Below are 13,413 nucleotides of genomic sequence, written 5' to 3' on the forward strand. Positions count from 1 at the left end.
ACGATGAGAACCTCTGCTTCCACTCCGTCCACGCCGGTGTCGCCGGGCGCCGCGAGCACCGGCGCCGGCCGGACCCGCCCGGGCCGCTTTGCCGCGCTGTCGCGGTTCCTGCCGTCGGGCCGCAACGTCGCGATCGGCGTGCCGTTCCTGTGGCTCGCAGTCTTCTTCGCGCTGCCGTTCGTGCTGGTGCTGAAGATCAGCTTCGCCGACCAGATGCTCGGTATTCCGCCGTACACCGCGCTCGCGCGGCTGGAGGCCGGCACGGTGCAGTTCGTGCTGTCGCTGAAGCATTACGCGCTGCTGCTGCAGGACGACCTGTACCTGAACACCTACGTCAGCTCGCTGAAGATGGCCGCCGCGTCGACGCTGATGTGCCTGCTGGCCGGCTATCCGATCGCGTATTGCATCGCGCGCTCGGCGCCGGTCCGTCGCAACCTGCTGATGATGGCCGTAATGCTGCCGTTCTGGACCTCGTTCCTGATCCGCGTGTATGCGTGGGTCGGGATCATGAAGGATGACGGGCTGCTGAATCACGCGCTGGCGGCGCTCGGCGTGATCGCGACGCCGCTGCGCCTGTATCACACCGACGCGGGCGTCTATATCGGGATGGTCTATTCGTATCTCCCGTTCATGGTGATGCCGCTGTACGCGCACCTCGTGAAGATGGACCTCACGCTGCTGGAGGCCGCCAACGATCTCGGCGCAACGCCGTGGTCCGCGTTCTGGCGCATCACGCTGCCGCTGTCGCGCAACGGCATCGTCGCGGGCAGCCTGCTGGTGTTCATCCCGGCAGTGGGCGAATACGTGATCCCCGAGTTGCTCGGCGGCGCGAACACGCTGATGCTCGGTCGCGTGATGTGGGACGAGTTCTTCAACAACATGGACTGGCCGATGGCGTCCGCGGTGACGGTGACGATGGTGCTGCTGCTGCTCGTGCCGATGGCGTTGCTCCATTACAGCCAGACCGAAGCGGAGGCGCAGAAATGACGCGCGTGAATCGCATCCTGTCCGCGTGCGTGCTGGGCGCGGGCTTCCTGTTCCTGTACGTGCCGATCGTCAGTCTCGTCGTCTATTCGTTCAACGAGTCGAAGCTGGTGACGGTGTGGTCGGGCTTCTCGCTGAAGTGGTACGGCGCGCTGCTGCACGACGGCGAACTGCTTGCGGCCGCGTGGCTGTCGCTGAAGATCGCGCTGCTGACGGCGACCGCGTCGGTCGCGATCGGCACGTGGGCGGGCTTCGTGCTGGCTCGCATGGGCCGCTTTCGCGGCTTCACGCTTTATGCCGCGATGATCAACGCGCCGCTCGTGATTCCGGAAGTGATCCAGGGCATCTCGCTGCTGCTGCTGTTCGTCGCGATGCAGCAGACCTTCGGCTGGCCGGCCGGGCGCGGCTGGCTGACGATCTGGATCGGCCACGTGATGCTGTGCCTGTCGTTCGTCGCGGTGATCGTGCAGTCGCGCGTGAAGGAACTCGACCGCTCGATCGAGGAAGCCGCGCTCGACCTCGGCGCGAGGCCGTGGAAAGTGTTCTTCGTGATCACGCTGCCGCTGATCGCGCAGGCGCTGGTGTCCGGCTGGCTGCTCGCGTTCACCGTGTCGATCGACGACGTGATCCTGTCCGCGTTCCTGTCGGGCCCCGGTTCGACAACGCTGCCGCTCGTCGTGTTCTCGCGCGTGCGGCTCGGTCTGAATCCGGAAATGAATGCGTTCGCAACGGTGTTCATCACGGTCGTGACGATCGGCGTCGTCGTCGTGAACCGCGCGATGCTGGCCCGCGAGCGGCGGCAGGCGCGCGATGCGCGTGCGTGGCATGCGGCGTCCGCGCCGGATGCACCTGCTTCACCGTCCGCTTTGCCGCCCGCGCGCCCGTCGGCCGCGCACCCCAGGCACACCCCCGCACCGCATCCCGTGAAGTGAAGAACGCCAAGGAGACTTTCCATGAAGAAGAAGTATCTCTGCGCGCTGATCGCCGGTGCGCTGCCGGGGCTCGCCGCCGCGAACTCGAGCGCCGACCAGATCAAGGCGTTGCAGCAGCAGCTTGCCGTGCTGCAGCGACAGATGAGCGCGGTGCAATCGCAACTTGCCGCGAAACCGGTGGCCGTGCCGGCTGCGTCGAACGCGGCGACCGGCACGGCCGCGGCTGATACGTCGGCGCCCGGCTACGGTCGGGCGCCGGCCGTGCTGACCAACGACGACGTGACGGAAATCCGCCAGCAGGTCGCGAACCAGCAACTGAAGGTCGATTCGCTGACCGATGCCGCGCGTACGGGCCCGATCGCAGGGCTGTCGGTGACCGGCTACCTCGACCCGACCTACCTGTACAACCGGGGCGGCGGCACGTCGTCGTTCCAGTTCGCGAACCATGAGAACGCGTACACCTATTACAACAGCACGTTCGGCGACGTATTCCTCGACATCAAGAAGACGTTCGGCGTCGGCCCGACCGCGCCGTCCGCGGAAATCACGCTGATGCCGAACCGCGGGGCGGGTTTGTCGATGATGACGGGCAGCGGCGCGAGCGGGCTCGACATCGTGAACACGGCGGTCGTCACGGTGCCGCTGTCGGGCACGACGGCGTTTGTCGGCGGGCTCGTGCTCGGCTTCGGCGGCTACGAGTACCAGCAGTCGAACCAGATGCTCACGCTCACGCACAACCTGCTGTACGACTTCTCCGATCCCGGTTCGTCGATCGGCGCGGGTATCAACTACCAGAGCGCGGACGGCCACTGGGCGTGGAAGTTCTTCGTCGGCAACGAGCAGTTCCGCAGCGCGGGCGCGGTCACGCAGACGGGCGTCAACGCGCTCGGCGACCCGATCACGACGAGCAACAAGGTGCCGACCTTTACCGCGCGCGTCGACTATATGCACGGCAGCGCGCTCGATATCGGCGGTTCGATCAACATCGGCCGCCAGACGTTGCCGAGCGCGATCGATCCGGCGACCGGCAACGTGCGCTACGGCGTCGGCGGCAACGCGCCGAGCGCGTACGGCGCGTTCTTCTTCGGCGAAGCCGACGCAACCTACACGCTCGCCGACGCGCAGTACAACGCCGAGATCGATTACGGCCAGCAGCAGCACGGCGCGTTCAACGGCGGGCTCGCGCAGTGGTTCGGGCTGTCGCTGCTCGCGCACCGCAAGTTCAACGCGCCGGTGGTCGGCCGGATGGGCGCGACGCTGCGCTACGACCTGCTCGTGAACCGGAAGAACGGCGGCGGTGGTTCGTCGATCGGCCTGAACGGCAACGGGATGGATCCGAACAACGGCTTCGGCATCGACGCGGACTGCCTCGCGCTGTCGAAGTCGAACGGCGGCGTCGGCTTCGAGTGCAAGGGCGCGACACGGCAGGCCGCCGCGTTCGACCTGCTGTTCTACCCGACCCAGCAGGTGACGGTGAAGGTCGAATACCGGCACGACTGGGCGAGCAACAAGGTCTTCCTGCGTCACGACGGGTCGTATGCGAAGTCGAACGACCTGCTCGCGACCCAGCTCATCTACGCATTCTGACGCGACGCCGTTCGCGAGTCTCACTCATGCTCAAGTTCAAAAACCAGCAACATGTTCAGTCATACTATGCAGTGACGGCCAACAACCGGGTGCGTCACCCGTCGCTCGACGGCGCCGTTACCGCCGATGTCTGCGTGATCGGCGGCGGGCTCACCGGCCTGTCCGCGGCGCTCGATCTCGCCGAGCGCGGCCATTCGGTCGTGCTCGTCGAGGCGTCGAAGATCGGCTGGGGCGCGAGCGGCCGCAACGGCGGCCAGTTGATTGCCGGGTACGCGTGCGACATCGATACGTTCTCGGCGTACCTGTCGGACGACGACGTGCGGCGCGTGTGGGCGATGGGGCTGGAGTCGGTCGATATCGTCAGGCAGCGGGTCGAGCGGCACGGCATCGATTGCGACCTGACGTTCGGCTACCTGACCGCCGCGAACAAGCCGCGCCATCTCGACGGGCTGCGCAAGTGGCGCGATACCGCGGCGAGCCGCTTCGGCTATCGCGGCTACGAGATCGTCGAGCGTGCCGACATGCAGCACTTCGTCGCGTCGGACCGTTACGTCGGCGGCCTGCGTCACGACGGCAGCGGCCACCTGCATCCGCTGAACTACACGCTCGGCCTCGCGCGGGCGGCACGCGAGGCCGGCGTGACGATCCACGAGGACACGCCCGCGCTTGCGCTCGATCGCGCCGCGCCGCACCACCGCGTCAGGTGCGCGAGCGGGCATGTGGACGCCCGCTATGTCGTGCTGGCAGGCAATGCGTACCTCGGGCAGCTTGCGCCGGCGCTCGCGCGCAAGATCATCCCGGTGGCGACCTACCTGATCGCGACGGAGCCGCTCGGCGACACGCGCGCGGCCGAGACGATGCCGGCCGACGCGGCGGTCTGCGACAGCAATTCGGCGCTCGACTATTTCCGGCTGACGCGCGACCGCCGGCTGCTGTGGGGCGGCAAGGCCAGCAGCTCGACCAACACGCCGCGCGACCTCGCAGCCGCGATGCGGCGCGACATGCTGAAGACGTTTCCGCAGCTTGCCGACGTGCGGGTCGACTACGCGTGGGGCGGCCTGATCGACGCGACGATGAATCGCGCGCCGCATTTCGGCCGGCTCGAGCCGACCGTGTATTTCGCGCAGGGCTTCTCCGGGCACGGCGTCAACGTGACCGGCCTCGCGGGGCGGCTGATCGCGGAAGCGATCGACACGCAGGCCGCGCGCTTCGACCTGTTCGGCCGGATTCGCCATCGCGACTTCCCGGGCGGACGCCTGTTGCGCACGCCGATGCTGGCGCTCGCGATGGCGTGGCACCGGACGATGGACCTGCTCTGACCCGTGCGGGCCGGCTCGCACGGCCGCGCGGCACCGAAACGTTTCGAACCACTCATGCCCTGGAGGCACACATGACCGACATCACGAATCTTGTCGACCTGATGCGGGCGCCGGCGAAGCTCACGCAGAGCCGCGTGCCGAGCGGCCTGCTGCTCGACGGCAACCCGATGCAGACGCTGTCGCATCACTACATCAGCCCGTGCGGGCAGTTCAGTTGCGGGATCTGGGAATGCACGCCCGGCCGCTGGACGATCGAGTACGACGAGTCGGAGTATTGCGAGATGCTGAGCGGCGTCGCGATCGTGCGCGATGCGGACGGCCACGAACGCGTGTTGCGCGCCGGCGACCGGTTCGTGATCCCGCCGGGTTTTCGCGGCACGTGGGAAGTCGTCGAAACGTGCCGCAAGATCTATGCGTCGCACGCCCCGCAGGCCGGACCGTTGAGCGCGTAGTGCGAGGCCGGATCAATCCAACCATCGAGATCAACGAGGAGCAACCCATGACCCAGGAATTGTGGCGTCTCAGCGCGGCCGAGATGGCCGTGCATGTCGCGCGGCGCGACGTGTCGGCGACGGAACTCACGCGTAGCTGCCTGCGGCGGCTCGAACAGGTGAACCCCGTCATCAACGCGATCGTCGACGTGCTGGCCGACAGCGCGTTACAGGCGGCGTCCGTCGCCGATGCAGCGATCGCGCGCGGCGCGCCGCTCGGCCCGCTGCACGGTGTGCCGGTGACCGTGAAGATCAACGTCGACACGGCCGGATGCGCGACGACCAACGGCGTGCGCGCGTTTTCGGACCTGATCGCGCACGAGGACAGCCCGGTGACCGCGAACCTGCGCAAGGCCGGCGCGATCGTGATCGGGCGCAGCAACGCGCCGGCGTTTTCGTATCGCTGGTTCACCGACAACGAGCTGCATGGCCGCACGTCGAATCCGTGGAATCCGGCGCTGACGCCGGGCGGTTCCAGCGGCGGCGCGGCCGCGGCGGTGGCCACCGGCATCGGCGCGATCGCGCACGGCAACGACCTGGGCGGCTCGATCCGCTACCCGGCGTATGCGTGCGGTGTCGCCGGGCTGCGGCCGAGCACCGGGCGCGTCCCCGCGTACAACCCGACCCAGGCGAAGGACCGCACGCTCGCGGTGCAGCTCGCGTCCGTGCAGGGGCCGCTCGCGCGCACGGTCGGCGACCTGCGCCTCGCACTCGACGCGATGGCGGCCGGCGACGCGCGCGACGCATGGTGGATGCCGGTCGCGCCGGCCGCGCGCGAGGCAGCGTTCCCCGCGCGCGTGGCCGTGTGCCCGGCGCTGCCGGGCGTGCCGTCCGATCCGGTGGTCGTCGACGCGATCCAGCTGGCCGCGCGCTGGCTCGAGGATGCCGGCTGCATCGTCGAGGAAGCGGAACCGCCGCGGATCGCCGAAGCGTGCGAACTGTGGCTCGACCTCGTGACCAACGAAGCGCGCAGCGGGCTCGGCGACGTGATCATGCAGCACGGCGACGCGGCGATCCGCACCGCGTTCGCGAGCCAGCGCATTCTCGCGGCGCCGCTGGATCTCGCCGGCTACATGAACGGTCTCGCGCGGCGCACCGCGCTGCTGCGCGACTGGCAGCAGTACTTTACGCGCTATCCGCTGCTGCTGATGCCCGTATCGTGCGCGCGGCCGTTCGCGATCGACGCCGACCAGCACGGCGCCGACGCGATGCGCGAGATCGTCGACCGGCAGGGGCCGCTGCTCGCGACGGCGCTGCTCGGGCTGCCGGGGCTGTCGGTGCCGACCGGCATTCGCAACGGCGTGCCGACCGGCGTGCAGCTCGTCGCCGGACGCTTCCAGGAGGCGCTGTGTCTCGCCGCGGGCGAGGCGATCGAGGCGCGCGCGGGCATCTTCACGCCGATCGATCCGGTTATCGGATCATGATGCGAAAAATTTTACAGGAATCCAAATGAATCAACGGACATTCGAAGACTGGCAGGCCCGCGCGGCCGTGCTGCGGATCGAAGGGCGCGCGTTCATCGACGGCGAAGCGCGCCACGCGCACGCCGGCGCGAGCTTCGCCTGCGTGAGCCCGATCGATGGCTGCGTGCTCGCGCACGTGGCCGATTGCGGCGGCGACGATGTCGACGCTGCGGTCGCGGCTGCGCGCCGCGCGTTCGACGCGCAGGTCTGGGCCGGCATGAACCCGCGCGCCCGCAAGGCCGTTTTGCAACGCTGGGCCGCGCTGATGCGCGAGCATCTCGACGAACTCGCGCTGCTCGAGACGCTCGACACCGGCAAGCCGATCGCCGACACCACGGCGATCGACGTGCCGGCGGCCGCACATTGCGTCGAATGGTATGCGGAAGCGATCGACAAGGTCGGCGGCGAGGTCGTGCCGGCGGACCATCATCTCGTCGGGTTCGTCACGCGCGAGCCGATCGGCGTCGTCGCGGCGGTCGTTCCATGGAATTTCCCGCTGCTGATGGCCGCATGGAAGTTCGCGCCGGCGCTCGCCGCCGGCAACAGCGTCGTGCTGAAACCGTCGGAGAAATCGCCGCTGACCGCGATCCGCGTCGCGCAGCTCGCGTGCGACGCCGGCGTGCCGCCCGGCGTGTTTAGCGTCGTGCCGGGTGGCGCGGAGCCGGGCAGGGCGCTGGCGCTGCATCGCGACGTCGACTGCATCGCGTTTACCGGGTCGACGCGCACCGGGCAGCAGATCATGGCGTGCGCCGCGCAGTCGAACCTGAAGCGCGTGTGGCTCGAACTGGGCGGCAAGTCGCCGAACATCGTGCTGCCCGATTGCCCCGATCTCGACCGTGCCGCGCAGGCGGCGGCCGATGCGATCTTCTTCAACATGGGCGAAGTGTGTACGGCCGGCTCGCGCCTGCTCGTGCATCGCGACATCAAGGATGTATTCGTCGCGAAGATGGTCGACGCGTCGCGGCGTTTCGCGCCCGGGCATCCGCTCGATCCTTCGGTAACGATGGGCGCGATCGTCGATCGCGTGCAGCTCGATCGCGTGATGGGTTATATCGGCCTCGGGCGTGACGAAGGTCGCCTCGTGACGGGCGGCGCGCGTGTACGGGAGGAGACGGGCGGGTTCTACGTCGAACCGACGGTGTTCGAGGTGCAGCCCGACGCAACGCTCGCGCGCGAGGAGATCTTCGGGCCCGTGCTGTCGGTGATCGTGTTCGACGATGTCGACGAGGCCGTTCGCATTGCCAATGACACCGAGTACGGGCTGGCCGCGGCCGTATGGTCGGGCGATCTCGCGACGGCGCACCAGGTTGCGCGGCGACTGCGCGCGGGCACCGTGTGGGTCAACTGCTATGGCGACGGCAGCGACGACCTGAACTTCCCGTTCGGCGGCTACAAGCAGTCGGGCAACGGGCGCGACAAGTCGCTGCATGCGCTCGACAAATACACCGAGCTGAAATCGACGGTTGTGCGGTTGTAGCGTCCGGCGCGGTGCGCGGCCTCCGCAACGAGGCTGCGCGCCGCACACGTCCTGACGAGCGGCCTACTGCTCCGCGCCTTCCGCCTCCGCCGTTTCGCCGAGGAACCCGCCGCTCTGGTGCGCCCACAGCGCCGCATAGATGCCACCCGCCTGCAGCAGTTGCTGGTGCGTGCCTTCCTCGACGATGCGCCCTTCGTCGAGCACGATCAGCCGGTCCATCGCCGCGATCGTCGACAGCCGGTGCGCGATCGCGATCACCGTCTTGCCGCTCATCAGGCTGTCGAGGCTGCGCTGGATCGCGACTTCGACTTCGGAATCGAGCGCGCTGGTCGCTTCGTCGAGCACGAGGATCGGCGCGTCCTTGAGCATCACGCGCGCGATCGCGACGCGCTGCCGCTGGCCGCCCGACAGCTTCACGCCGCGCTCGCCGACCTCGACGTCGTAGCCGCTGCGCCCGTGGCGGTCGCGCAGCCGGTCGATGAACTCGGACGCTTCCGCGCGCACGGCCGCGTCCTGCATGTCGCGCTCGGTTGCATCGGGGCGACCGTACAGCAGGTTCTCGCGCATCGTCCGGTGCAGCAGCGACGTATCCTGCGTGACCATCCCGATCGCGCTGCGCAGGCTGTCCTGTGTCACGTGCGCGATGTCCTGCCCGTCGATCCGGATCGTGCCGCCGCCCACGTCGTAGAAACGCAGCAGCAGGTTCACGAGCGTCGACTTGCCGGCGCCCGAGCGGCCGATCAGCCCGATCCGCTCGCCCGGCCGGATCGTCAGGTTCAGCCCGTCGAACACCGCGCGATCATTGTCCTCGTGCGCGAACTGCACGTTGTCGAACACGATTCCGCCGCGCTGCACCGCGAGCGGCTTCGCATCGGGCGCGTCGACCACGCTGCGCACCTTCGTCAGCGTGTTGATGCCGTCCTGGATCGTGCCGACGTTCTCGAACAGCTCGGTCATCTCCCACATGATCCAGTGCGAATAGCTCGACAGGCGCAGCGCCATCGCGATCACGGCCGCGACGACGCCCGCGCTCACCTCGCCTTGCATCCACAGATACAGCGCGAGGCCGGTCGAACCGATCAGCAGCAGCGTCGACAGCAGGTGATTGGCGATCTCGAACGCGCTGACGAGCCGCATCTGCGCATCGCCGGTCGCCTTGAACGCTTCCATCGCACGACGTGCGTGATCGGCTTCCCGTCGCGTATGCGAGAACAGCTTCACGGTCGTGATGTTCGAATACGCGTCGGTGATGCGGCCCGTCATCAGCGCGCGCGCGTCGGCCTGCCGGCTGCCGACGGCGCCCAGGCGCGGCACGAAAAACGCGCACGCCGCGCCGTAACCGAGCGCCCACAACGCGAGCGGAATCATCAGCCGCCAGTTGAAGCTCGCCGCGAGCGCGAGGACGCCGATCAGGTACGCGGCGACGCCGATCACGACGTCGACCGACATGAACAACGCGTCGCGCACGGCGAGCGCGGTCTGCATGATCTTGGTCGTCACGCGGCCCGCGAACTCGTTCGCATAGAACGACAGGCTCTGGTCGAGCATCAGCCGGTGAAACAGCCAGCGCAGCCGCATCGGGAAGTTGATCGCGAGCACCTGGTGCTTGACCATCGTATGCAGCGCGATCAGCAGCGCGCTGCCGGCGAGGATCGCCGCGAAGCCGGCAAGCGTGCCGACGTGGCGGCCGCCGAACTCCGCCGGCGTCGCCGACGACAGCCAGTCGACCACGCGCCCCATCATCGCGAACAGCGCGGCTTCGTATGCGGCCAGCGCGGCGGACGTCAGCGCGATCAGCAGGATCCAGCTTCGCGCGCCTTTCGTGCACGCCCAGACGAACGAGAAGAATCCCCTCGGCGGCGTGACGGGATCTTCGAGCGGGAAAGTCGGCAGGCGCCGTTCAAACCACGAGTACATTGGAACTTCTCCTTGATGCGGCCGCGCCGATCGGCGTGGCCGTTATTGCCTGTTTCATGCGCGGCGCGATCCGCGTCGCGGCCGTGCTGCACGCGTGTTCATTGCGACCGGATCCAGGCCTCGATCGGGTCGAGCGTTCCCGGCGCATACGCGTGGCGCCCGAGCGCCACGTACAGCCACGTCTTCCACTTCGGCCAGTCGGACTCGAGCTGGTAGTCGAACCAGCCGGCGCGCAGCAACGCGTGCGTCGCACCGGGCACGACCACGACGCGCCGGTCGGGCCGGTTCGCGAACGCGTGCGCATAGGTGTTGGCCTCGTCGACCGGATCGACATTGCGGTCCATCGCGCCCCACACTGCCAGCACGGGCCCTTGCATCGTCGCGAGCGCCTGCGACGCGTCTTCCAGATAGTTGCGCGCGATGAAGCCGAAGCGACGCGGCTCGACGTCGGGCCGCCGGCCCGGATCGGCCGGCACGTCCGCCCGGCCGAAGATTGCGTCGTTGTCGCGTCGCTCGGCGGCCAGTGTCGCATCGATTCGATCCGGCTGCAGGCCGGTTGCCTGGAGCTGCTGCCGCGTCAGGTAGGTGCCTTGTCGGCGCCAGCTGACGGCGCCGCCGACGATCACCGAGAACGCGGGCCGCACCGCATTGGCGACGCGCGGAATGACCCAGCCGCCCTGCGAGAAGCCGAGCAGGCCGACCTTGTGCGCGGGGCCGGCGGCCGCGCTCACACGCGCCATCGCCGCGATCGTTTCGTTCGCGCGGTCCTGCATCGATTGTGTGAGCCAGTCGCCGCCGCTGCGGCCGGTGCCCTGTTTGTCCCACGCGAACACACCGATGCCGGCGTCGAGCAGGCTGTTGACGAGCGGCAGCATCGCGTCGTCCGAGAAGCGCGTGCGCGGCCCGTCGCCGTGGACGAGCAGCACGATCGGCGCGTCGGGTGCATGGGCCGGCAGCGCGAGCGTGCCGACGAGATCGGCGCCGCCGGCGTGGAATGTGAGCGTCGACACGCTTGCACTCCTCAGCTCGAAATCGGACAGGCCGCGCAGCACAAGCGCGGTGAGCGCGACGAGCACGAGCAGGACGAGTGCGATGCTGGTGATGACGATTCGTTTCAAGGGGCCTTCTGACCGGTGGTGTGAAGCGGACAATGCGAACCCGCTGGCGGCACGTGCTTGAGCACCGCGCCTTGACGCCAACGGGACATCACGATGATAATAGATCGACTGATCAGTCTAATAAATATTTGAGCCATCGTCGAGCCTGGAGTTCCCGTTGAGAAAGATCGATCCTGAAAGAGTGGAAGCGAAGCGGCGCCAGATCCTGGATGCCGCGATCGACTGTTTTGCGCGCGACGGCTTCCATGCGACGTCCACGGCCGCGATATGCAAGGCGGCCGGCATGAGCCCCGGCAACCTGTTTCACTATTTCCCGACGAAGGCGGCGATCATCGAGGCGGTTGCGCAGGAAGACCAGCGCGAGATGGCCGAACTGTTCGCGCAGCACGCTCAAGCGGACGACGCGCTGGTCGCGATCGAGGAGATCGCGCTGGCGTTGATGGAGCTGTCGAGCGATCCCGTCTATGCGCGCATCAGCATCGAGACTGCGGCGGAGGCGACGCGCAATCCGGAAGTCGCCGCGCTGTTCGCGGCGAACGAGGCGCAGGTGAAGGGGCGGATGGTCGCACTGATCAAGCGCGGCATCGCGCAAGGGCGGATAGACGGGAGCCTGAAGCCCGACCTGGTCGCGACATGGCTGCTCGCGCTTGCCGAAGGCGCGGTCGGGCGCGTCGTGTTCGAGCCGGGGTTCAAGCCGCGCGCACACCGCGCGATGTTGCGGACGATCATTCAGCGGATGCTGAGGTCGCAGTGAGCTCGGTGGCGCCGGCATGACGCGATTCGAGCGTTACACCATCCGGGCGAGCGCCTGCGACGGCGATAGCCAGACGAGCGCGGATAGGTGGCGCATCCCGCCCCCAAAAAAAGTCCTTGACTGTCTATCTATGAGTAGATAAAGTTCGATCCATGGAAACGAAACCGACCGTCCGCGAACAGATTCTCGACCACGCGATCACGCTGATGATGCTGCGCGGTTACAACGGCTTCAGCTATCGAGACCTGTCCGACCTGGTGGGCGTGAAGACGTCGAGCATCCACTACTACTTCCCGTCGAAGGACGATCTCGTGCTGGAAGCGGTGGCGGCGTACAGCGACGAAGTCCTCGCAGCCATGCGGGCGATCGATCCGGCGTTGCCGGCCGACGTGAAGCTGAGCCTGTACACGAAGCTGTTCGGCCGGACACTCGGCGACGGCAACCAGATCTGCCTGTGCGGGATGCTCGCGGCCGACATCGAATCGTTGCCGGAGAACGTGCGGCAGGCCGTGCAGGCATTCTTCAAGGCCAACGAGAACTGGCTCGCCGAATTGCTGGCGCAGGGCGCGAAGGAAGGCACGCTGCAGTTCAGCGGCAAGCCCGAAACGGCGGCCCGCACGTTGTACGCGGCGTTCCAGGGCAGCGTGCTGGCCAGCCGGCTGTTTCACACGCGGGCGCGTCTCGAGGATGTCGAGGCCGTCTGGAAAACCCGGTCCTGACGGACAGGGCAAGCAGTCGGGCGGTTCGCCGCCTTTTGTTGGGTTTTGTTATCTATCTGTTGGTAGATAGATAATCGGAGCAGGGAATCGACCGCCTGCATTTTTTGGGGACGTTTATCTATCTATGAGTAGATAAGCAAGCGTGACGCCGGCGGCAAGGCTTTCGGCGCGCGGTCCCGGGTTGGAAGGCTGTTTCACTCACTGATTGAAAAGGAGTCTGTCATGTCGATCGAAAAAGTGCTGTACCGCGCCCATGCAAAAGCCACCGGCGGCCGCGACGGCCGTGCCACGGTGCCCGAAAGCGGCCTGGACCTGAAGCTGACCACGCCGCGCGAACTCGGCGGCGCGGGCGGCGCAGGCGCGAACCCCGAGCAACTGTTCGCGGCCGGCTATAGCGCGTGCTTCATCGGCGCGATGAAGTTCGTCGCGGCCCGCGACAAGATCGCCATCCCCGCGGACGCCGCCATCGAAGGCAGCGTCGGCATCGGCGCGATCCCGAACGGCTTCGGCATCGAAGTCGAACTGAAGATCTCGCTGCCGGGCCTCGATCGCGATACCGCGCAAACGCTGATCGATCGCGCGCACCTCGTCTGCCCGTATTCGAACGCGACGCGCGGCAACATCGACGTCACGCTCACGCTCGTCTGATCAG

12 protein-coding genes are annotated in these 13,413 nt (G+C 67.6%); 10 read left to right on the forward strand and 2 right to left on the reverse strand.

All coding sequences use genetic code 11. The features are described 5' to 3' along the window. Positions 1-3: 3 nt before the first annotated feature. From R9B84_RS21480 to R9B84_RS21510, 7 genes are all read left to right on the forward strand, one after another. Positions 4-987, forward strand: coding sequence for an ABC transporter permease subunit (locus tag R9B84_RS21480; RefSeq protein WP_423760351.1), 984 nt, complete (start codon positions 4-6; stop codon positions 985-987). After that, on the forward strand, positions 984-1,916 hold the full coding sequence (locus R9B84_RS21485; RefSeq protein WP_423760352.1) for an ABC transporter permease subunit: 933 nt from the start codon (positions 984-986) through the stop codon (positions 1,914-1,916). Before R9B84_RS21480 ends, R9B84_RS21485 begins: the two co-directional genes overlap by 4 nt. Before the next feature lie 21 nt (positions 1,917-1,937). Then, positions 1,938-3,503: a DUF3138 family protein gene (locus R9B84_RS21490; RefSeq protein ID WP_423760353.1), complete on the forward strand. Its 1,566-nt coding sequence runs from the start codon at positions 1,938-1,940 to the stop codon at positions 3,501-3,503. A 26-nt stretch (positions 3,504-3,529) separates the two neighbouring features. Then, positions 3,530-4,822 carry an NAD(P)/FAD-dependent oxidoreductase gene (locus R9B84_RS21495; protein WP_423760354.1) on the forward strand — a complete coding sequence of 431 codons (1,293 nt, stop codon included), beginning with the start codon at positions 3,530-3,532 and terminating at the stop codon, positions 4,820-4,822. A 71-nt stretch (positions 4,823-4,893) separates the two neighbouring features. Next, the gene (locus R9B84_RS21500) at positions 4,894-5,274 is read left to right on the forward strand and encodes a cupin domain-containing protein (RefSeq protein ID WP_423760355.1); all 381 of its coding nucleotides are present in this window, start codon (positions 4,894-4,896) and stop codon (positions 5,272-5,274) included. 47 nt (positions 5,275-5,321) lie between these two features. Continuing rightward, positions 5,322-6,737 (forward strand): amidase family protein, encoded by a 1,416-nt coding sequence (locus R9B84_RS21505; protein WP_423760356.1) that lies wholly within the window; start codon positions 5,322-5,324, stop codon positions 6,735-6,737. Between the two features lie 25 nt (positions 6,738-6,762). Next, entirely contained in the window at positions 6,763-8,253 is a 1,491-nt protein-coding gene (locus R9B84_RS21510) for an aldehyde dehydrogenase (RefSeq protein ID WP_423760357.1), read from the forward strand. A gap of 63 nt (positions 8,254-8,316) precedes the next feature. Here R9B84_RS21510 and R9B84_RS21515 read toward each other — a convergent pair whose 3' ends face one another. Both R9B84_RS21515 and R9B84_RS21520 read right to left on the reverse strand, forming a co-directional pair. Further along, positions 8,317-10,170, reverse strand: coding sequence for an ABC transporter ATP-binding protein (locus R9B84_RS21515; protein WP_423760358.1), 1,854 nt, complete (start codon positions 10,168-10,170; stop codon positions 8,317-8,319). Between the two features lie 98 nt (positions 10,171-10,268). Then, entirely contained in the window at positions 10,269-11,288 is a 1,020-nt protein-coding gene (locus R9B84_RS21520) for an alpha/beta hydrolase family protein (RefSeq protein ID WP_423760359.1), read from the reverse strand. A 157-nt stretch (positions 11,289-11,445) separates the two neighbouring features. Between R9B84_RS21520 and R9B84_RS21525 the strand changes: the two genes are divergently transcribed. The 3 genes from R9B84_RS21525 (at position 11,446) to R9B84_RS21535 (ending at position 13,409) form a co-directional block, all read left to right on the forward strand. Further along, a complete protein-coding gene (locus R9B84_RS21525; protein WP_423760360.1) occupies positions 11,446-12,042 on the forward strand; it encodes a TetR/AcrR family transcriptional regulator in 597 nt (198 codons plus the stop codon). Positions 12,043-12,194: 152 nt separating this feature from the next. Next, entirely contained in the window at positions 12,195-12,761 is a 567-nt protein-coding gene (locus tag R9B84_RS21530) for a TetR/AcrR family transcriptional regulator (protein WP_342312253.1), read from the forward strand. A 222-nt stretch (positions 12,762-12,983) separates the two neighbouring features. Beyond that, entirely contained in the window at positions 12,984-13,409 is a 426-nt protein-coding gene (locus R9B84_RS21535; protein ID WP_423760361.1) for an organic hydroperoxide resistance protein, read from the forward strand. Positions 13,410-13,413 lie beyond the last annotated feature (4 nt).

The sequence above is a fragment of the Burkholderia sp. NLJ2 genome, assembly GCF_049487195.1.
GTDB lineage: Bacteria > Pseudomonadota > Gammaproteobacteria > Burkholderiales > Burkholderiaceae > Burkholderia > Burkholderia pyrrocinia.

Excerpts from the sequence above, each read along its gene's own strand:
- R9B84_RS21480 (WP_423760351.1), top strand. The coding sequence starts at position 4 with ATGAGAACCTCTGCTTCCACTCCGTCCACGCCGGTGTCGCCGGGCGCC.
- R9B84_RS21485 (WP_423760352.1), top strand. The coding sequence starts at position 984 with ATGACGCGCGTGAATCGCATCCTGTCCGCGTGCGTGCTGGGCGCGGGC.
- R9B84_RS21490 (WP_423760353.1), top strand. The coding sequence starts at position 1,938 with ATGAAGAAGAAGTATCTCTGCGCGCTGATCGCCGGTGCGCTGCCGGGG.
- R9B84_RS21495 (WP_423760354.1), top strand. The coding sequence starts at position 3,530 with ATGCTCAAGTTCAAAAACCAGCAACATGTTCAGTCATACTATGCAGTG.
- R9B84_RS21500 (WP_423760355.1), top strand. The coding sequence starts at position 4,894 with ATGACCGACATCACGAATCTTGTCGACCTGATGCGGGCGCCGGCGAAG.
- R9B84_RS21505 (WP_423760356.1), top strand. The coding sequence starts at position 5,322 with ATGACCCAGGAATTGTGGCGTCTCAGCGCGGCCGAGATGGCCGTGCAT.
- R9B84_RS21510 (WP_423760357.1), top strand. The coding sequence starts at position 6,763 with ATGAATCAACGGACATTCGAAGACTGGCAGGCCCGCGCGGCCGTGCTG.
- R9B84_RS21515 (WP_423760358.1), bottom strand. The coding sequence starts at position 10,170 with ATGTACTCGTGGTTTGAACGGCGCCTGCCGACTTTCCCGCTCGAAGAT.
- R9B84_RS21530 (WP_342312253.1), top strand. The coding sequence starts at position 12,195 with ATGGAAACGAAACCGACCGTCCGCGAACAGATTCTCGACCACGCGATC.
- R9B84_RS21535 (WP_423760361.1), top strand. The coding sequence starts at position 12,984 with ATGTCGATCGAAAAAGTGCTGTACCGCGCCCATGCAAAAGCCACCGGC.